Raw genomic sequence first — 20594 nt, 5'->3', positions numbered from 1 at the left:
TTGTGTCTGCCTATTCCACCACAGCGGCATGCAAGATATATTATAACACTTTTTTTGCAAAATGTCAACGCTTTTTTGCAAATTACAAGTTGTTAAACGGAAATAAGTGGTAATGACAGAATAGTGGCAGTGTTTATTTTAAATCTTTTTGCCTTGAAACTGAAAATCTGTAGATAAATACAGATATCAAAGCGGTGACGACTTCTGTTATCCAGAATGCGTTCCATACGCCTGTTGGTCCCGTGAGCTTGCAGAGGAAGAACGCAAGTGGCAGTATTATCGCAATAAATCTGCACAGAGATATCATAAGCGACGGAATGCCCATGCCAAGCCCCTCCAGCGCACCTGATGAGGTGACGGATACTGCGGAGATAACAAAGCCGATACAAATTAGGCGTAGTGCTGTTTTGCCTATGGCGATAGTGTCAGCGTTTTCCGTGAAAAGCCCTATGAGTTTGGCTGGGAAAAGTGCGCATATGATAGTTCCTGCCGCCAATATCACACCTGTCATGTAAAGGACAATGCGGTAAATTTTCTTCACACGCTCCCTCTCACCTGCTCCGTAGTTAAAACTGATAACTGGTCGCATACCCTGAATAACACCGTTTGCGGGTAGATAAAGAAAGGTCTGGAGCTTGTAGTAAATTCCAAGAACAAGCACATAGCTTTGTGAATATGCCGCAAGTATGCCGTTGAGGGCGGATATGAGAAGTGACGGCAGAGCAAGATTAAGTGTTGCAGGAATGCCTATGGAGTACATCTTTGCGATTATCATGCCGTCGGGACGCTTGTGTTTTGCGGAAAGCTTAACAGGAAGCTCACAGCGAAGATATGCTATTATGTATATGACAAGGGTCAGCACCTGACCGATACCAGTGGCGAGTGCAGCACCCTTTATACCCATCTTAGGAAAAAATCCAACGCCAAAAATAAGCAGAGGGTCAAGGATTATGTTTGCAATACAGCCGCAGAGCATACTGAACATTGATATCTTCATTCTGCCGACAGATTGGAATATCTTCTCAAATGCAATGGCAAGCATTAATGCAGGAGAGAATGTAAATACAATGTTGCAATACTGCACGCCAAGATCTACAACGTTTTTATTACTTGTGAACATAGATAGAAATGCAGGCATTATAAGTATACATATTATCATTAGCACAATACCATGCAAAGCCGAAAGGGCAAGCCCCTGAGTTGCGGCAATATCAGCCTTTTCCTTTCTGCCTGCACCAAGATATATGGCAATGACCGCATTGATGCCGATACCAAAGCCGATAGCAGTGGCACTTATAAAATTCTGCACAGGGAACACCAGTGAAAGCGATGTCATTGCGTCCTCGCTTATCTTTGCCACGAAAAAGCTGTCAATGATGTTGTAAAGAGAGTTTACAAGCATTGATATCACCATTGGCAGGGACATTGAAAGCAGAAGAGGGAAGATCGGTCTTGTTTTCATGAAATCACTGTTCATTTATTTTTTTACACTCCTTTGTCTGTGGGCAGAAAAAAAGCCGCACAGCCTGTTTGCTGTGTGGCGAAAAGTGACATACTGTCAGGAAAAATCCACGCAAGTTTTACAAAGTATATTTTAACATAGCGGTATGATTTTATCAATAAATTTTCTTTAATATTATGTTTCAAAAAAGTATACAAACACGCTGATTGTAGATTGACAAGATTTTTCTGCTATGGTAAAATGTTATTATGATAATTTATGTTAGGGGAGAAAGCGTAATGACTTTTATAGAGTGGCTCAAAGACTGTAATGAAGCAGACCCTTTGACTAAAAAGGTTTACATATGTAATGATTATCTCAACGCCGAGAGAATGTTGGAGAACGCAAGCGGTGAAAATATTGTTATAAGGCTTGAAAGATACACAGTCGCAGATCATGCAAAGCATATTATCGAAACCAGTGCCGAGTATATGGACAGCAGGATAATAACACTGTCAAATGCTGAGGGCTGTGAGATAGTAAGACGTATTATTGATGAAAGCGGTATAAGCTATTTCAAAAGCGACGACCATAATGCCTGCATGGAGATATTCAAGACAATATCAGAGCTTAGAATGAACTGTATAGGCCCTGATTCATTGTCCTTGGACAGCAGACGTATCAACACGCTAAGAGCGATCTTTCAAGCGTATGAAAGCAAGCTTTCAAACAGCAAACTATATGACAGTGCAAAGCTCATAAGCATTGCCAGCGGTCTTATAAAGGCTGGTAAGGCAGACGTGAACAGCGTTCATTTTGCATATGATAAAGAAATAGAAGCTGATAAGCTGACAGCGGAGTATATAGGGCTTTTGCCTGATCTTGCGGTGATAGATAACATGGCTGATATGAGCGATGAGCAGTATCAGAATGGTCTGAGAAAATTAGCACAAAAGGCGGAGCTTTGGAGAAATTATGGCGTAACAAACGAGGTGGAGAGAACTGTTCTACATATCGTGAACAGTGGTTACGAGCTTTGCGATACCGCTGTGCTGTGTCCAGATGATGAGTATATGGACTTGCTCATGAATATGTGCGATCAATACAAAGTCCCCGTGGAATTTCCTGAGGGCATTTCATGCAGACACAGTGACGTTGTTGCATTTTTCAGGGCAATGCTCAAATGGTGCAAAAATGACTATAGATTTGACCTATTCAGAGATGTAATGCTCTCTCCTGTTTTTCATTATGAGAAAGAAATAGAGGACGGCAAGACCAAAAGCAAGGGCAGGATATTCCTTGAAGCTCAGAACTCTGGAAACGGCTGGGGCATTGAATGGTATAGCACAAGGGATAGTCAGGTGTTTACGGACTTTTATGATGTCTTTAAAAAAGAAAATGTCAGCGCAAAAGAGTTTTACGGTGGCGTACTGAACTTGGTGAATAAGTATGTGAGAGGTACAAATGCTGAGCAGAGAAGTTCCATATCAAGCGTAAAGGACGCTTTGATAGGAAGATACAGATTTTATGCAGACTATGACAAGAAACTTAGCTTGCAGGAAGCAATGACTGAGATCACCGACATTGCAGAGAACGCAAGGTATTCTTTGCCTGCATCAAAAGGCGCTGTTACCTGCTGTCTTATGGGGCGGTATTCTGCGCTTTTCATGAAAAACATATATGTTCTTGGTCTGACAACAGGAAGATTTCCTGTCATGCAGGACGAGTCACCTGTGCTTAACGATAAGGAGAGAGAACAGCTTTTCGGCAACCGTGACCATTGTTCTGACGCTATCGAGCGCAGAAAGCTCACTGACCTTGTGAGAACTGTTCTCATGGCTGAGAGAGCAAACCTTGTTGTAAGCTGTAGTGTTTATGATACCGTAGAAATAAGAGCGCAAAGCCCGTCGGCAGTGTATACTGTTATTGCGGCTGAAAAGGGCATTGATGTAAACAAAATAGAAGTGTATGATTATCTTTCTGACAGACGCAAGGTGAGCGTGCGTTCTGAGATATCATTAAACAGTGCTTTCCTTAACAAGGCAGAAAAAATCGGGCTTCATGATGACGGTGCAAAGCAAAGCGAAAGCCTTACGGAGTATCTTGATAAGCAAAGAAAAAGCCGTATAGATATATTGCGTGAAATGTGCGAAAATAAACATTTTATCATTTCTGCCACAAGCCTTTCGACTATGCTTCAGTGTCCGCTGAGGTTTTTCTATGAGCGTATTGCCCATGTTGAAAAGCCGCAGGAGGTGGATATAGACCGCAGTGCATGGCTCAAAGGCAATGTCAAGGGAATGTATATACATGAGATAATGGAGAATTATGCCAAGACTGTGCTTAAGGGCAAAAGTGCGGCTGAGGTGTCTGAAATTGTTGACACATCGGCGCTTGATGAGATATTCGAGAGCGTTTCTAAAAACTATCTCCGTAACTATCCCCCTGTGGATATGGCTGTTGCGCAGAGGGAGAGAAATGAATATTACAATTGTATCAAGGCTTATCTTGACGAACTGCACGACGATATACACTCAGGCAAACGTGAGGTCGTTGAGGTCGAGTATCCGTTCAACGGTGATGTGGAGATAGGCAAATATACAGTCACCATAAGGGGTAGGATAGACCGCCTTGACAAGATAATAGACGGCACAAAGGTGTCATACCAGATAGTTGACTACAAGACGGAGGATATCAAAAAATTCAGGGAGAAGCTTCCAGAAGACCCACAGGATCATATTTATGCCCTTGCGCTTGAAAAAGGTCTTACGCCTGTGGGAGAAGTGAGCGAAAGTGATATCGTTTCCGCAGATTATGTTTTCATTCTTGAAAAAGGGAATTGCCATGTAGTTAACAATAAGAATAATTCTGGAATTGAAAACATGATAACAATAACATTTAAGAAAATAGTAGAAGAGGGCTTTAAAAAGTGTATTGTGAATAAGAATGATAAAATTACTCCATGCACGTTTTGTCCTGCTTATGAAGAAGTTTGTTCAGGGGGTGCAACAGAATGAGTGAAGAACAGATGAGAAGCTATATAATAGACAAAGACAGTTATGATAAGAATATCCTTGTTGAAGCAGGCGCAGGTGCAGGTAAGACAAGGCTTATAATACAGCGTGTTATAGGTCAGATAGGCGCAGGTATACCTGTTGAAAAGATAGTGCTTATAACTTTCACCAACGCTGCTGCAAACGAGCTTTATGAGAGGATACAGGCAGGGCTTACGGAGAATATCGCAAAATGCAGCGGTGAGGAAAAGAAGCTGTATGAGAACGCTGTTATGAATTTACAGCGCATGAAGATAAGCACTATACACAGCTTTTGTTTGAGTATGCTGTCAGAACAGCCTTTTGAAGCTGACCTGCATTTGGGATTAAAACTTGCCGAGGACGGTGAAACAAAGCAGGCACAGGCTGACTTTTTCGAGAGATATTACCGCACAAATGGTGCGAACATAGAAGATTTCGGCTTTCTGAACAGCAATCAATATAAGCTCAGAGACAGCCGTGTGAAGAACTTTCTTATGGAAACATTTCTTGAGTGTGCTGAATACAGAGATGTTGAGTTTGTTAGGGATAAAAGCTATGACAGTGTGACATTTGACACCATAAATAAGCTTGCCTATAAAGAAATGTGTAACTATAGGGATAGTCTTGTGCGTGCATTCTATAATGGTGCTTTGGGTGGAAAATACGAAGATATAGCAGGTTTTGTTGTTGGTGATGTGACAAAGTTTTTTCCTGATAATATGAATGTCTACGACCCAAAGTATAATTATGTAAAAGTCTGCGCTAATCTTAAAGCTTGCAAAAAGTTCCTTGAGCCTTTTAATAAGACTAAAATTAAGAAAGATCATCCAAAGAGCAATGAGAACATGGCTATTTTCAGCCCAAGTGGGTTTGATAATGTAAAGAAGGAAAATGCACTGTATGCCCTCAACAAGACGGCAACGTATATAGAGCAGGCTGTGAAGGCTTATCAGGAGAGTGAAGACGGGGAGAGCGTTTCAAATGACGGGCTTTTGTATCACACTCACGAGCTTCTCAAAAACAGCATTGAGGCAAGAGCGTTTTTCAAAGACAAGTATTCCTGCATTTATATAGACGAGTTTCAGGATACTGACGTTATGCAGACTGAACTTTTGCTGTATCTTTGTGCAGACGACAGCAAGCTTATAGCAGGCGGTGATATATGGCAATGCCCGCTCCGTGATGGTGCGCTGTTTGCGGTGGGCGACCCTAAACAGTCTATCTACGGCTTCCGTGATGCTGATATCAGGCTTTATAACAAAATGAAAGCCAAATTCCAGAACAATAACGAAAAAAACTGCGAGTTTTTCTCACTTGATTACAACTTCTGCTCTGATGAGCAGCTTATAGCTTGGGTAAATGAAAAGTTCCGGCCTGAAATAAACGGCAAATATGGTATGACATACAGCGATATGATATCAAAGGCTGATAAGCCTGCGGCTGTTTCCGATGATGTTATCAGAGGGGCATATTTTGTCAAAGATCCAGGTGCTGAAAGCGTGGCTAAGATAATATCAGACCTAGTGAAGGTCGGAAAGATATTCGACAAGGGTATGGAAAGACCTATAAAATACAGTGATTTTCTTCTGCTTCTTTGGAACACAACTCAAATGGAGTTTTATTCAATGGTCTTGACAGATCGTGGCATACCATATACAATGTGGGGTAAACGCCCTCAAAAAAACAGTCTGGTGCTGAAAAGATTTATTGCTCTTGCAGAGTTCGTTTTTGAAAGCTACAGCCCTACCGCAAAGGAAAAGGCTTATTCTATCCTTTGGAGATGTAGGCCTGACAGCATCGATTTTGAAGACGCTGAAATTGACGTAGACGATTATGAACAAAACTGTGAAAGCAATGACGCCACGCTTGTTGCAGTAAAGGCGTCTGCCGATACTGTCAATGAGCCTATAGCGAAGCTATATAAGATACTTGATTTTCCTGAGCTTCTTTTCGATAATACCAGCAACAGAGAATATGAGCTTTCAAATCTTATCTATCTTCTTGAAAAGTGGGAAAAGCAGGATTTTGCAGGAAGCGGCGAGCTTATGGACATGATGAAAAACGAGCTTTCTGTGCTGAAAGAAAAAGAGCTTATCCTTGACAGCAGTGAGCAGAACTGCGTAAGGCTCATGAATCTTCACAAGGCAAAGGGTCTTGAGGGGAATATCGTTATTATGGCGGAGGCTAAAAATCATAAATTCAGCGGTGGAAAGTACACCGACCTTGTGGCTAAAAGACAGGTCTATGTACCTTTGAAAACAAGCGATTATTCATATATGGACTATCTGACATTCTATCCTAATGAGAGGAAGCAGGCAGAGGATAAATATTTTGGCGAACAGCTCAGGCTTGAATATGTTGCGGCCACAAGAGCAAAGCAGGCTTTTATATTTGTGTATACTTTTGAACGGAAAAAACCTGTGATCGACAAACTTACAATGAGCAAAATAGGCAGAGAACTGCCGCAGATAAACAATGCCACAGCGCAAAGTGCTGTGCAGGCGGTGCAGATAAACGTCAAGGATATATTCGATGAGGTGAACAACAGTCGAAATGCTTTTGATGAAAGCGTTAAAAAGCTCAGTGAGAAATATGTTAGCAAAATCACTCCTAGCCACCTTGAGGACGGCAAAAAGGTCACTATACCAAGTGGAGTGGAGAAACTGTCTTATGGACGTCCAAAGGGCATAGATATCGGTCATATGGTACATCGTGCCTTTGAGCTTGCAGTGAATATGCGTGGAAAGCTGTTTTCGTATAACGAAACGCCACAGCAGAATGAGCTAATTCAGAAGATTGTCAGCAGAGCGTATCTCGACTTTGAGGACGAGTGCAGTTCGCAGGCTTCTGAGAGCTTTTATAAGGACTATATCAACTATCAGCTTCACAGCTTTTTGAAAGATAAGGATATCGAAACATTGCTCAAAAATGCGCAGGCGGTGTATACAGAGCTTCCATTCTACAGTATGGACGGCAATGAATACAGCAACGGAGTTATGGATCTTGTGCTTAAAATGTCAGACAAAAGCTTTATCATAATCGACTATAAGACCAACATACAGGAAGAAGCCGACAGAAAGCTTTTTGAGGAGAGAATTTTAAAGACATATCGTTCACAGCTTGATTTCTACGAAAAGATACTCAGAAAAATGCTCTCGCTCAGTGAGGAAACCAAGGTGGAGTGCCATATTTACTTTATGAATGACGATAAATATATGAAAAACTAGAGCAAAGTCGCTTAAAATATGAATGTGTTAATATTATGAATAATATTATAATTTGTATCGTTCGGTTGACAATGTGATTGAGGTGTGGTATAATAAATCAGTTAATAATGTCGAAAAAAGTAAAAAAAGCAACAATAAGTCTACACTAAGCGTAAGGAGAACGTGAATATGGACGTGTACAAATTATGGACCTGCGATGATAACAGCGAAAGCCAACTGAGTTCCACCTCTTCGGAGATAGAAAAGGAAATTGACGTTCTCGGGAAAACTTTTGATTTTGTCAGGCTGCTGAAAGCGGACGGTCCTCATGGAGTGAGCGGCTGCGTTGAAAATCCATGTCAGTGTTTTTCTTTTTGGAAAGTGGACGAGCCTTGTGAAAACTGTATATCCTTAAAAACTTTTATTGATAAAAAGCCGAGAACTAAGCTTGAATTTATGGGAACTGACATTTATCAGGTCTTTTCAAAGTATGTTCAGGTTGACGGAGAGCCGTATGTTATGGAGCTTATCAAAAAGCTTGATGAGGACTCTCTGCTGGGTGTTCAGGACAGAGAAAAGATAATGAATAAGCTGTCAAAATATCATAAGGCAATGTATACTGATGCATTGACAGGTGCGAGCAACAGGAGATATTTTGAAGATAAGCTTAAAAAGTCCCATGTGCCTGCGGGCGTTGCGATGATAGATCTTGACGACTTCAAGGTTTATAATGATACATGCGGTCATGACGCAGGAGATATGGTGCTTGTGACAGTGGTTGATGCTATAAGGCGCTGTATTAGAAAATCTGATGAGCTTGTGCGTTATGGTGGCGACGAGTTTTTGCTTGTCATGCCTGGTATTCAGGAGGACGATTTTGCCCATAAGCTCAGGAAGATAAAACGAAATATCCATGCGGCAACTGTGCCAGGGTATTCAAATATACGTCTGTCAGCAAGCGTCGGCGGCGTTTTCTCTGATGGCAATAGCCTTGACGAAGCTGTCAGCAAGGCTGATAAGCTTATGTATCAGGCAAAGACAAAGAAAGATACAGTTGTCACAGATGGTCACGAAAGTGTTGTCGGTGAGCCTCAAAAGCAGGAGATACTTATTGTTGACGATTCAAATATAAACAGAGAGATACTCTCTGAAATGCTTGGCAATGAATATATCATACATGAGGCGGCAAGCGGCGAGGAGTGTATTGACCTGCTTAGTCAGTATGGCACTGGAATTTCACTTGTGCTTTTAGATATAATCATGCCCGAAATGGACGGATTTGAAGTCCTTGACTATATGGCGGAACATCATTGGATAGATGATATCCCTGTTATAATGATATCAAGCGAGGATTCTGCGTCCTCTATAAGAAAAGCATATGAGTTTGGCGTTTCTGATTATATCAGCAGACCCTTTGATTCACGCGTTGTGTATCAGCGTGTGTTCAATACCATTAAGCTTTATGCAAAACAGCGCAGACTTATTTCCCTTGTCAGCGACCAGATGTATGAAAAAGATAAAAACAACCGTATGATGATAAGCATACTCAGCCAGATAGTAGAGTTCAGAAACGGCGAGAGTGGAAGTCATGTGGTGAACATAAAGCGCATAACGGAGCTGCTTTTGGATAGGCTTCCCATGCGCACAAACAAGTATACTGTCAGCGGCACTGAGCAGCTTCTCATACCAATGGCTGCGGCACTCCATGATATCGGCAAGATAGGTATTGACGATAAGATACTCAATAAGCCCGGCAGGCTAACCAAAGAGGAGTTTGAGATAATGAAAACTCACTCCGCTATCGGAGCGAATATGCTTGAAAGTCTTGAGCAGTTCCGTGACGAGCCACTCTTGAAGATAGCCCATGACATATGCAGGTGGCACCATGAGCGTTATGACGGCAGGGGCTATCCTGACGGACTAAAAGGCGACGAGATACCGATATCGGCTCAGATAGTTTCTGTCGCCGACGTTTATGACGCACTTGTCAGCGAGCGAGTTTACAAAAAGGCGTATTCTCATGAAAAGGCTATGGAATTGATACTTAACGGAGAGTGCGGTACATTCAACCCTGTGCTTGTCGAATGTCTTAAAGATATTCAGAACGAACTTGCAAAGGGCGTAGAATAAGAGATGATATGATTTGTAAGGAGTGTCCTGATGACTACTAGAGAATTTTATGAAAGCATTGGCGCAAGTTATGACAGCGTTCTGGTACGTTTCGGCAGTGAGAAAATGATAACAAAGTTTGCAAAAAGATTTGCTGATGATACAACTTTTCAGGATATGTGCAAGGCTTTAGAGGAGAAAAACGCCAAGGAAGCTTTCCGTATGGCTCACACCCTCAAAGGCATTTGTAGCAATCTTGGCTTTGATGAGCTTTACAAGGCGAGCTATGACCTTACAGAGGATCTTAGGGACGGTGAGCTGTCAGGCTATGAGCAGGATTATGAAAAGGTCTGCGAAAAATATAAGATAGTTTATGACACTGTGACAAAAATAGATAACTGAGTTTTGACCGATAGTCTGTCAGACTGTCGGTTTTATGGTGAGGAGGAGCTTCCAACCCATGAGCTTAGAATGATGTCTGCGTTTAATGGGAAGATAGCAAACTTCAATCGCAAAACTATCAAGGGCAGACAGCTTTTCAGAATGAAATATTTAATTTGCCCCAGAAAATAGCAAAACACCCGTATCATGTGCGATACGGGTGTTTTTTTATCAGAAGCCTTGTTCTTTAAGTTCTTTTACTATATCTACATAAAATTCTCTCACGTCAAAATCTTTGATGTTCTCCCTGAAAAGGTCGATAACGTCGCCATGAGAAATGCCACGCTTGCCCTTGTGTTCTATCATCTTGGCGTTTTCACCATAAAGTCCCGACTCAACTGTTACTAGCCCGTCATTGCCCTTGCCGTATGGCTTGTTGAGCAGATAGCCGATATTTAACGGAAAACCTGCGGAACGTATACTGTTCATTTTGCTCATCACGGAGCGGTAGGAAACCAACTGGCTGTCAGGGGTGCTTGCGTTAAGCTCAGAGCAGTTTTTGTAAGTCAGGTCATAAACGCCATCTAAAAAGCTTGGGCCTTTGTCACCCAGAGCAGTGAAAAGCTTGTTGTATTTTCTATCAACAAAGCCCTGTATGCTCTCAGGTATCTTCTCAAGAAGCATATCAACGAATTTACAGCCATAGTGTGGCGTGTTTATGGTGGTAAGAGTTGCCACATATTTGTCCATGCCGAGGTGAGAGATAGCGTATCTCGAGTCAAGCCCACCCTTTGAGTGTGCGATTATGTTGACCTTTTCTGCGCCAGTTTCTGCAATGACTTCTTTTATCCTTTCAGCTACCTCAGTGGCACTGACGGATACTTTGTTGGCGGACTGTTGCTTGCCGTAATAGACCTCTGCGCCATTTCTAATAAGTTCATTAGGTACCCTGCCCCAATAGTTTATTACCTGCCAATCACGGAAGAATATGCCATGCACCATAAGTATAGGATACTTTGTCTTGCATATCTCGTTCTCTTTTCGTGCAGCGTCAAGGTCAAGCTTTGCCTGCTCGAAGTAGTATTCACTTCTCGCTGTCTTGTAGAATTTTCTGAACACGATGCAGTTCACAAGAGGTATGTACCAGGTGAATAACAGAATAACATACCACAGTATTTTCACCTGACGTGCCGAAGCCGCTATCCGCACAATGCCACTCAAACACAAAAGCGTTGTTATAGCATAAGCGCAAAGTGCATTTGCAAGAAGCCGCCAACCGTTCAGCTTTGTAAAGCAAAGCGCTATCACTATTATAAGCTGTATAACGCTTTGCAAAACACCGCAGCCAAGTACAAACGCTCCGGAATCAAGCCGTCGGATTTTTCCATGAGAACCTTTGCGTCCATGTGATTTGAACATGAAAACCAAGGTGTATAGTGCAAAAAGTATGATGATAAGCGTTTTGAGCAGAGAATTTATGTCAATAAGTTTCCACAGCAAAGGTGCGTTTGCAAGCAGAAGCACCGGTATAGAAAGAAAAGTTCCCCTAATTTTTTTCATTTTTTACCCCTTAAAGATTATTTTTCAGCTTTACGTGTCTAATATCGTTTCCCACAAACATAATAGGCATGAAACAGCCTGTGAGCCTCGAAACTATACGCTCATTATATTTTCCATTGTATTCTTCATTGGTGAGATTGGTAGAGATTATCGTTGGCCTGCCAAGGTTGATACGCTCGTTGATTATTTCATAGATCACGGAATCTGTAAAGCTCGTTTGAAATTCTGAGCCGAGGTCGTCAAGGATAACAAGGTCGGCATTCTCTATGATGTCAAGTGTCTGACCTGTAGCTCTGCCGAAATGCTCGTCCTCTATCTGTCTGAGAAGCTTAAGCAGAGAGGCGAAAATGACGCTGTAGCCCTTTTGTATAAGTTCATTTGCAATGCAGGCTGAAAGAAAAGTCTTGCCAAGACCTGTTTTGCCAATGAAAAACAGTGATGGAGAGTTTTCATGAAATTTGTCAGCATATGCACGGCAGTTTGAATACACCGTTCTCATTTTCTCTCTCGGTGACATTCCGTTACCGTCGCTTTCAGGATAAAATTCTATTCTGAACTCAGAGAAATCGTGGAGCTGGATACTGCAATTCTCGTTAAGCTCCTCAGTGGTGTATTTTTTCAGCAAGTCGGTGAAGCACTGGCACTTCACTCCGTCACGATAGCCATAATCACAGCATTTAGGACAGTAATAGTGATAATCAAGGTAGTCTTCAGGATAACCTCCCATTTTAAGCAGTCCTTTAATGGCACGTTTAGTATTGGCATTGTTTTGACGCATTTTTTGTATATATTCTCTTCCATGAGCATTTTTGCCTACTATGCCCTTCATTAGTTCACAGTTATTTGCTTTTAGTGATCTTGTAAGAACCTCTATTTCAGGAAGTCGCTGTGCTATCTCCTGAGCGTGGACCTCATGCTCGTTCATGACAGCTTCACGCCGTCTTTTAAGTTCATTTTCAGCCTTGTCATATGCGGTTATTGAATATTTCATTTTCTACTCCTTATCATAGCTTTCCTGATTTTTCTAGATCAAAATTCATTGCGAATTTTTCAAAATCATCAAGATTATAGGAAGTTTGCTTATTAGTATTCTTATTTTTCTTGGAGGTGTGGTACTTTTCGTCCTCGTGTGTGACCTGTTCAGGGGTAGTGATGCTCTTGCCAGCCCAGTTTGACAGTATAGTGTCTATATATTTGTAATTCAGTTTGTTGGTATTGTCAACGCACTTGTTATAGGCTATCTCCAGCATTTCAACAGTGAAGCCCATTGTTCGCCACTTTTCTATAAACTCGAGCTGCTGCTTTGACGGCTTTGCGGTCTGTCCGAAAATTTTCAGTACCTTGAATTCATACTTTTTTATGTTGGAAAGCCTAATTATTTCTTGTTCAATTTGTTGATAAGTACAGATGTCTTGTTCAAACCACCCACGCATTACTGTCACAAGGTAAGACACGTTGTGCTTTTCAAGTGACACACAGTATTCTGCGGCTAAGAGAATAGATGCAGCATCAAATCGGTAATATTCGTAAAGAGCAAGAAGTTCCCCTTGCTCAGTTCCATTGATAGTGCGTTGTAAAACGGTTTGTATCTCGTCAAAAAGATGTGCAAGGTTAGGGTCCTTCTGCTGTTTTTCCAGTATCTCGGAATTTTTGTACCTTATGCACAGCTTGTTTGAAACGCTCTGACGTTTCGGGGCAACTGCCTCAACTTTTGAAACAGGCTCGGCCTTTGTTTCAGGCTCTGAAACAGGCGTAGAAACGGCTTTGACCTGTGCAGGATTTGTCGTATCACTGTGTTCTGTGGTGATGACTCCTAGCGATACCCAATGTGTCACAGCGTCAATGACAGTGTTCTCAGAAAGTCCGGACTTTTCCGCAAGCTTTGCACTGTCGCATTCACGTTCCGTTGAACAGAGTATGCAGAGAAGTACCTTTACAAAGTCGCCATCACTTAATTTTATGTATTTATCGACCACTTTAGACGGCACTGAAAAACTGCTTCCCCAGCGGTCGCAATCAAAAGTATATATCATTATGTATCCTCACAAATATGATTAAAAATATCCAAAATAATTATATCACATAATCTGGACTTTTGCAACAAAATTTGTGCATTTGACTTTTGGTAAATAAAATGCTATAATAGGCTAATACCAAAGAAACGGAGAGATAAAAATGATAAGAAAATTTGTGCCTGAGGACAGGGAAGATTATATCAGATTTTCCACTGAGTTCTATAATTCTTCTGCGGTGGACAAACCTGTTCCAAGAGAGCATTTTGAGCAGGGCTTCGATGAAATGATGAGGTCTGACGTGTATGTGCAGGGTTATATGCTCGTTTGTGACGGCAATAATGTTGGCTACTGTGTTACAATGAAAACATATTCAGTTGAAGCAGGCGGTATTACTATATGGATAGACGAGCTTTTTGTGCTGGAGGAATACCGCTCAAAAGGTCTAGGCAGGGAGCTTTTTAAGTATATCGAGGAAAATGGCGACAAAAAGCTCCGCCGTATCCGACTTGAAGTCGAGCTTGAAAACGGCAGAGCCATATCGCTTTATAAGAAAATGGGCTTTGAGCCTGCGCCTTACGACGGAATGTGGAAAACTATTTTATAGTTCTCTCGTGAATTTCCCTTGAAATGCTGTCGCAAACCTTATTAAGTGCGGCGTGGTCCATTGCGGCGATATAATACTTTTCTATCTCGTCATGGACTTTCTTGGCTTTCTTGATGCCTGAATACACTTCCTCTGCAAGGTCGGAGGCGGTGACTTTATCTAATCTCAGTCTTGTTTTCAGGGCTGAGATCTTTTTCTTGTCATAAAATCTGCCCATGTTGATAGCTTTTTCAAAGCCGTCAAGCTGGCTTATAGGGGAATTTATCACAAATGCGATGCCAGCCTCCGGGATAAGCAAATGCTCGTAAAGGGTGTTGCCAAATAGGATAGCAGGGCAGAGGATAACATCATAACCTCGCTTTACAGCCTGCTGTGCCATGAGGGTGACGAACTTGTGGGAAGCGGCATAATAATCATCGTTCATGGCGAACACGTCAAGGTAGCTGTCAAGAGTGGCAAGCTGCGTCATACAGCCGTATTCTGTCAAAGCGGTCAACTGTCTAAGATCAGTTTTGCCGCTGCCAGAGCCTTTTTTGTTTAGAAGACGTTTTGCTGATCGTTCTGTGAAGCTTTTCAGCTTTTCCTCCAGCAGACAGCCTTCACCGCAATTGTAGGTATCAAAGCAAACGTTAGACAGGGCAGTGGTAAACCTTTTGCTTCTTGCCAAAAGCGACTTGTTTTTGTCTGTGACCTCGATTATTTCAGATCTGAAGGCCTTCAGTTTTTCTTCGTCCCAATACTCTCCTAAGTTGATTATTTTCTGACAAACTCCTGGATATGAACATTCCATAACGTGTGGCGCAGTGCCGTCGCAGATTATGGCCTTTGATGTATGCAGAACGATTGCATCAAGGGAAGCAGGATCAGAGGAGCAATAAAATCTAGTGACGTCCTCTGTCGGTTCAAACTCGGCGGCTATCTTTTTCATAAGTGAAGATTTTCCCGTGCCTGCACCTCCTTTGAGTATGAATGTGAAATACTCCTTATCAGCCATTATCTTGCCAAATTCCGTGGAAAACCCATTCTGCGTCATTGCACCAAAAAAATACTTTTCTGACATAAATTACCCTCCATATCTCAAACGCATCAGATCAGTGTGACTGCGTTTGCATTTTCATTTTTATAATATGTCAGAAAAAGCATGATTGTTCAAAAAAATTAGGTGGACAAAAAAAGCTTGAATAAAGTAAAAAAACTTTCATTGCATGACGTTGCAACTTGATATTGTAATAACGACTTTATCTTTCCTGCCTGCAACAGGATACAAAACGCCGTCCGCTTTATGCAGTGCCTTTTTTACTATTGCAGAACTTTTCATTATGTTCCGCCTTTCTTATCTATCTTAATTCTGCGGTATCATACAGCTAGTTATGACTAACTCGTAAACTTTTATGATAGCACAACAAGGTGGAAATGTCAATAGAATTGGGGCGATGGAAGGCGGTAAGGACAGAAAAATACCGATACAGAGGGGGCTGTATCGGTGGAATATATGGGTAAAGCTTAGTCTGGAAATTCAAGAGATCTTGTACATATCATTTTTGTAGAACATTATTGAATCGTTTTTTTCAGAGCGCCTTAGAACGGTAAGGACATTATAAACATCTGGAAATGGCGAAACCATACCCATACACGCCATACCAAAATTCAATCCATTAAATACTCTAAATTCGGCAGGACTAATTAAAAATAATATAAAAGGAATCACCCCAAGAACAAAAGGCAGCAGACACATCAATATAAACCTATCTCGTTTTAATGGATATGATGCTAATGCCACAAATGTTGTCTTTCCTTTAATTCTTCCTATTGTTACATCTGCGTCCTTAGGATAAACGATTCCGTGTAACCACTCGTGAATTATCAACAATAAAAAGCCTAAAGCAAATCCCACCAGAATAAATATTGGAGAGATCACGACCACCTTGCACACAATGGTTTTACCAAGCATAGCGGCAAAAAGTAAAACACATAGAATTACAGCTATCGGCAACGCTTTTTTCATCAGTTCATCGACGCTCTTAGGCGTTTCTATCTTTATTGCATTATCGGGTAAGTTTCCTGTTTGATATTTATTTATATCTTTTATTGACCACACAATTTTTATCATATTACATACCTTTGTTTATCTAATCTCGATTTATCGTCTAACTATATCGTATTATTCATTATACCACACCATATGCCCCAAAGTCAAGCAAACTATTCGATCCGATATAGTTTGAAACTATATCTATCCCACAGAAATAAATATTTTACTATCGCCTTTTTTCGTGCTATACTAAATACCAGCAAACCAATAGGAAATAAACTATAGTAAAATGAAAGAGGTAATGAAAATGAACAATAATATCAAAGCACCATGCCGCTACGATTTTGTGGGCAGCTTTCTCAGACCTGACTATCTGAAAAAGGCAAGAGCAGATTTTGAAAACGGCGCTATCACAGCCGAGCAGCTTAAAGAGGTAGAGGATAAGGCTATCCTTGACCTCGTTGCAAAACAGAAAAAGGCTGGCTATCATATCATCACAGACGGCGAGTTTCGCAGAGCAACATGGCATCTTGACTTTATGTGGGGCTTCAACGGAGTTGGTCACAGCAAGACACAGACAGGTCTGCCATTCCATGGTGAAGCCGCAATGATAGACGATACATACCTCACAGGCAAGGTATCAGTTGGCGACCACCCATTTGTTGAGCATTTTAAATTCGTTAAGGCTCTCGAGGACGAGAACACAGTCGCAAAGCAGACTATCCCTGCACCTGCACAGTTTCTTGAGCAGATGATAATGCCTTTCGCACTGGAGAACACAAAGAAGTATTATGACGATACAGAAGAGCTTGTTCAGGATATCGCAAAGGGCTACAGAAAAGTCATCGCTGATCTTTACGCAGCAGGTTGCCGCAACATTCAGTTCGACGACTGCTCATGGGGCATGATAGTTGACCCTAATGCAAAGGCTATTTTTGAAGTTGATGACGCAGGTCTTGAGGATATAAAAAGACTTCTGTTGAGAATAAACAACCTTGCTATCGAGGGCAAGCCTGAGGATCTTGTTATCACAACACACGTTTGCCGTGGTAACTTCCACTCAACATATGCAAGCAGCGGTGCTTATGACAGCGTTGCAGAAACACTTTTCGCAGGTGAAAACGTAAGCGCATATTATCTTGAATTTGATGATGAGCGTTCAGGTGGCTTTGAACCTTTGAAAGCTGTAAGCGGCGACAAGAAGGTAGTCCTCGGACTTATCACATCAAAGAAACCTGAGCTTGAGGACAAGCAGACTGTTATCGACCGTATCCACGATGCTGCAAAGTACATCTCACTTGACAGACTTTGCCTTAGCCCACAGTGTGGTTTTGCGTCCTGCGAGATAGGCAACAAGCTCACAGAGGAGGAACAGTGGGCAAAGCTTGCACTTGTTAAGGAAATCGCAGAGGAAGTTTGGGGATAACCAACAGATTTAACATATATCCCGAGGGATACTCAATATTCTTGATAAAAAATGACTCGCGTCAAAACATATCCGACTTCTTAACAGATCATACGAGTGCAGAGAAAAGGACAAATAAAAACAGGTAGATAACTCAATTGAGGTATCTACCTGTTCTGTTCATAGTTCACTATATAGGTCATTCATATTAGTTCTTTGAAAATGTCTATATGAGTATCTATCAAATTGATGTGAGTCATTTTTTAGCTTAAATATGTTGCCACACGCAACATATTTTTATAGCCTATGTACCCAATCAATAGCCGCCTCTGCCCAATGAGCCGCCACCGGCTGATAGTGACCTTCCCATGTGGCAGTGGTTTCGTCGCACAATGCAAGTCCATGTCCACCGTATTCATAAATGTGGCTCTCAAATGGGATGTGATACTTTGAAAGACTGCACATATACCAAAGTGTGTTCTCAACCCTTACACAGCCATCATCAGCACAGTGCCAGATGAATGTAGGAGGAGTGTTCTCCGATACTCTCTTCTCCATTGAAACAAGCTCTCTGAGCTCCGATGATTTTTCCTCGCCAATAATATTGAGTATTGAGCCTTCATGAGTGTATTCAGGGTCGGATGTGATAACAGGATAGCCCAAGATAGAGCCGTTTACCTTGATGTCCTCAGGATTGCAGCCAAGAGGCTTTGTGAGCAGTTCGCTGTTCCAGAAGTTTGCCATTGTTGCCGCAAGGTGTCCGCCTGCTGAAAAACCGCATACTATTATCTTGTCAGGGTCAATGTCAAATTTCTCCGCATTATCTCTAACATACTTGACAGCCGCCGCACATTCCAAAGCGTCAGTAGGAAATTTTTTCTTGACGCATGAGTATCTTAGCACAAATGCACATATGCCTGCACCCAAAAATCTGAATGCAACAGGTTCAGCTTCACGCTCAGAACACCAATCATATCCTCCGCCCGGGCAGATTATAATTGCCTTGTGCTTCTTTCTGCCTATTTCCTCAGTAAGTGTGTTGTAATAGCAATCAAGCACAGGTGCGCAGCCTTCGCTTGAAACGCCAGCCTTTTCATAATCTACTTTTATTTCTACTGTTTCTTTAAGCATTTTATTTCCTCCGAAAAAATTTATTCTGTAGCCGCCTGCTGGTCTGTCTGAGAGGACGAGTCAGCAGGTGCTGCATTTTCTGTCATATTCACGCAGACGATATAGCCGTCAACGTTGTTGCCTGAGATAGTGTTAGGACGCTCATTGTTGCTGTCGTCAAGTGCTACAGGCACGTTCGTGGTGCTGCCCTTGTCTGCGGCAACGTAGTAAACTGAATACTCAGTGTCATCAAAAGCCGTGAATGTAAGCGGTTTTTCAAATGTATAGTCCTTGACAAAATCTATGTATTCTTCAAGGCAAAGCTTGTTTGCTGTCATTATCTCAGCGTGTGGTATTCCAACATATCTGAAATGATAAGCCATAGGGCTTACACCTGTGATGTCAGCTTTGTCCTCTGGGTATCTGAGGATAAGTCCGTATTTCCAGCAGTTTTCAGATATCCAACTATAATCTCCTTCGCCTGTGAACTCAGGATATGCGCCTGTGCTTGCATCATAAAGATGCAGGTCAAAGGCAAGTCCAGTGTCATGCTCGTAGCAGGCAGAGCTGCTGTCTTCATCGTCTTCCGCAGGCATAGCTGTGTTTATCATAAGTGTTGATATCTTCTTGTCAGCATAAAAATCATTGCCCATTTTGCTAAAGGCTTCAAAGGTCTCTTTTTTAGCCGTCAGTTGAGTGCTGCTGGTGGACATTATTTGACTTCCGTTCTTGTCAAACAAATAGGAATAAACTGTGTCTGTGTTATTCACTGTACCGGTGAATGAGTGGTCGCCATTAACGAGAATAAGATCTCCATTTACCATATCGGTTTTGTTTTTTGCGGTAACATACATATAATTGCCCGTAAGCTTTTTTACAGCTTTTTTACTGCTGCTGTCAGCCTTGACCGCAGAGGAGTTTGACGAGCTGTCGGTAATTTTCTTCGGGCTGTCAGCTTTTGGACTGCACGATGTAGATATTCCCAGAATGATCAAAAGCAGTATGGCAAGAGCCGCTGCAATATTCTTGTATTTATAACGTTTTACTTTTGGCACTTAACATCACCTTCCTGTATAACATACACCTAAATTATAACACATTTTTCGTAATAAGTGAACCATATGCCACTGTGGTGTCGGCACTTTTGTTATATCAGACAAATGTTTTGCGGGCGTTTTATGCAACAAGCACAAACAAAATAAGGGCTGTACCGCAAAACAGTACAGCCCTTAGCAATAAATATTCTGTTAGTTTTTTACATAGTCAACAACAGACTTTATGAACGCACGTCCCTCAGGTGACTTGGAAAGCTTATCAAAATCGCATGAGCAAACTACCACCTTGCCGCCGTCCTTTTCATACTCGTAGAGGAGTGAAAGATCGTGGTTGCGGTCAAAGTTGTCGATAGTTCTCACGATAACATTTTTCTCGCCCTTAAAGTCGTCAAGAATAACCGAGCGTGAGTTCTGAACTATCTCCCACCACTGTGGCGTTGAGTATTTTTCCCCTGCAAAGCCTGCAAGAGCAGGGTGTTCATTGTCGATAAGAAGTCCCATTGTGCCAACAGGGTCAGGTTTTTTCATCATCTGTGAGATGATACAGAACATATGATAGCACCAGAAGTCCTGACAGTAGAAGCCCTCAATAGAATTTTCAAGCCTTGAAAGGTCAGGGACGATAAGTACGGTCTTGCCCT

Annotated in this window: 15 protein-coding genes and 1 pseudogene; 7 read left to right on the top strand and 9 right to left on the bottom strand. The window is 41.8% G+C overall.

The annotated features are described in order from the left end of the window. Nucleotides 1–133 precede the first annotated feature (133 nt). Nucleotides 134–1477 carry an MATE family efflux transporter gene (locus QVO88_RS04495; protein WP_022287330.1) on the bottom strand — a complete coding sequence of 448 codons (1344 nt, stop codon included), beginning with the start codon at nt 1475–1477 and terminating at the stop codon, nt 134–136. Nucleotides 1478–1740: 263 nt separating this feature from the next. Between QVO88_RS04495 and QVO88_RS04490 the strand changes: the two genes are divergently transcribed. From QVO88_RS04490 to QVO88_RS04470, 5 genes are all read left to right on the top strand, one after another. Beyond that, nucleotides 1741–4458: a PD-(D/E)XK nuclease family protein gene (locus tag QVO88_RS04490; RefSeq protein WP_022287329.1), complete on the top strand. Its 2718-nt coding sequence runs from the start codon at nt 1741–1743 to the stop codon at nt 4456–4458. After that, a complete protein-coding gene (locus QVO88_RS04485) occupies nt 4455–7703 on the top strand; it encodes an exodeoxyribonuclease V subunit beta (RefSeq protein ID WP_022287328.1) in 3249 nt (1082 codons plus the stop codon). The genes QVO88_RS04490 and QVO88_RS04485 overlap by 4 nt, the downstream gene beginning before the upstream one ends. A 168-nt stretch (nt 7704–7871) precedes the next feature. Further along, nucleotides 7872–9812 (top strand): diguanylate cyclase, encoded by a 1941-nt coding sequence (locus QVO88_RS04480; RefSeq protein WP_022287327.1) that lies wholly within the window; start codon nt 7872–7874, stop codon nt 9810–9812. Between the two features lie 30 nt (nt 9813–9842). Next, complete coding sequence (locus QVO88_RS04475) at nt 9843–10193, top strand: Hpt domain-containing protein (protein ID WP_022287326.1); 351 nt, start codon at nt 9843–9845, stop codon at nt 10191–10193. Nucleotides 10194–10196: 3 nt separating this feature from the next. After that, entirely contained in the window at nt 10197–10364 is a 168-nt protein-coding gene (locus QVO88_RS04470; RefSeq protein ID WP_181987764.1) for a hypothetical protein, read from the top strand. 39 nt (nt 10365–10403) lie between these two features. Here the strand turns inward: QVO88_RS04470 and QVO88_RS04465 are convergent, their stop codons facing one another. The 3 genes from QVO88_RS04465 to QVO88_RS04455 are packed head-to-tail and all read right to left on the bottom strand — an operon-like array spanning nt 10404 to nt 13765. Further along, nucleotides 10404–11732: a triacylglycerol lipase gene (locus tag QVO88_RS04465; RefSeq protein ID WP_022287325.1), complete on the bottom strand. Its 1329-nt coding sequence runs from the start codon at nt 11730–11732 to the stop codon at nt 10404–10406. A 10-nt stretch (nt 11733–11742) separates the two neighbouring features. After that, the gene (locus tag QVO88_RS04460; RefSeq protein ID WP_022287324.1) at nt 11743–12723 is read right to left on the bottom strand and encodes an ATP-binding protein; all 981 of its coding nucleotides are present in this window, start codon (nt 12721–12723) and stop codon (nt 11743–11745) included. Nucleotides 12724–12736: 13 nt separating this feature from the next. Next, complete coding sequence (locus QVO88_RS04455) at nt 12737–13765, bottom strand: DnaD domain protein (RefSeq protein WP_022287323.1); 1029 nt, start codon at nt 13763–13765, stop codon at nt 12737–12739. 142 nt (nt 13766–13907) lie between these two features. Here QVO88_RS04455 and QVO88_RS04450 point away from each other — a divergent pair, with 142 nt between their 5' ends. Further along, nucleotides 13908–14351 carry an N-acetyltransferase gene (locus QVO88_RS04450; RefSeq protein WP_022287322.1) on the top strand — a complete coding sequence of 148 codons (444 nt, stop codon included), beginning with the start codon at nt 13908–13910 and terminating at the stop codon, nt 14349–14351. On the opposite strand, the gene QVO88_RS04445 is transcribed toward QVO88_RS04450, so the two are convergent. Together QVO88_RS04445 and QVO88_RS04440 are read right to left on the bottom strand one after the other, a co-directional pair. Beyond that, nucleotides 14341–15411, bottom strand: a complete 1071-nt coding sequence (locus QVO88_RS04445; RefSeq protein ID WP_022287321.1) for a hypothetical protein — start codon at nt 15409–15411, stop codon at nt 14341–14343. The genes QVO88_RS04450 and QVO88_RS04445 overlap by 11 nt on opposite strands. A 456-nt stretch (nt 15412–15867) precedes the next feature. Further along, nucleotides 15868–16461 (bottom strand): DUF3267 domain-containing protein, encoded by a 594-nt coding sequence (locus QVO88_RS04440; protein WP_022287319.1) that lies wholly within the window; start codon nt 16459–16461, stop codon nt 15868–15870. Between the two features lie 229 nt (nt 16462–16690). On the opposite strand from QVO88_RS04440, the gene QVO88_RS04435 reads away from it, so the two are divergent. After that, the gene (locus QVO88_RS04435) at nt 16691–17809 is read left to right on the top strand and encodes a 5-methyltetrahydropteroyltriglutamate--homocysteine S-methyltransferase (protein WP_022287318.1); all 1119 of its coding nucleotides are present in this window, start codon (nt 16691–16693) and stop codon (nt 17807–17809) included. 276 nt (nt 17810–18085) lie between these two features. Here QVO88_RS04435 and QVO88_RS04430 read toward each other — a convergent pair whose 3' ends face one another. The 3 genes and pseudogenes from QVO88_RS04430 to QVO88_RS04420 form a co-directional block, all read right to left on the bottom strand. Then, nucleotides 18086–18919, bottom strand: a complete 834-nt coding sequence (locus QVO88_RS04430) for an alpha/beta hydrolase (protein WP_022287317.1) — start codon at nt 18917–18919, stop codon at nt 18086–18088. A gap of 20 nt (nt 18920–18939) precedes the next feature. Beyond that, nucleotides 18940–19953 (bottom strand): D-alanyl-D-alanine carboxypeptidase family protein, encoded by a 1014-nt coding sequence (locus QVO88_RS04425; RefSeq protein WP_022287316.1) that lies wholly within the window; start codon nt 19951–19953, stop codon nt 18940–18942. Nucleotides 19954–20145: 192 nt separating this feature from the next. Continuing rightward, nucleotides 20146–20594, bottom strand: a pseudogene (locus tag QVO88_RS04420) (beta-glucuronidase); the annotation flags it as partial.

It is taken from the genome of Ruminococcus sp. CAG:57 (assembly GCF_000435935.1).
In the GTDB taxonomy this organism is placed as follows: domain Bacteria; phylum Bacillota; class Clostridia; order Oscillospirales; family Ruminococcaceae; genus Hominimerdicola; species Hominimerdicola aceti.
The sequence above is the reverse complement of the archived record's forward strand: the minus strand, read 5'-3'. Positions and strand labels throughout refer to the sequence as shown.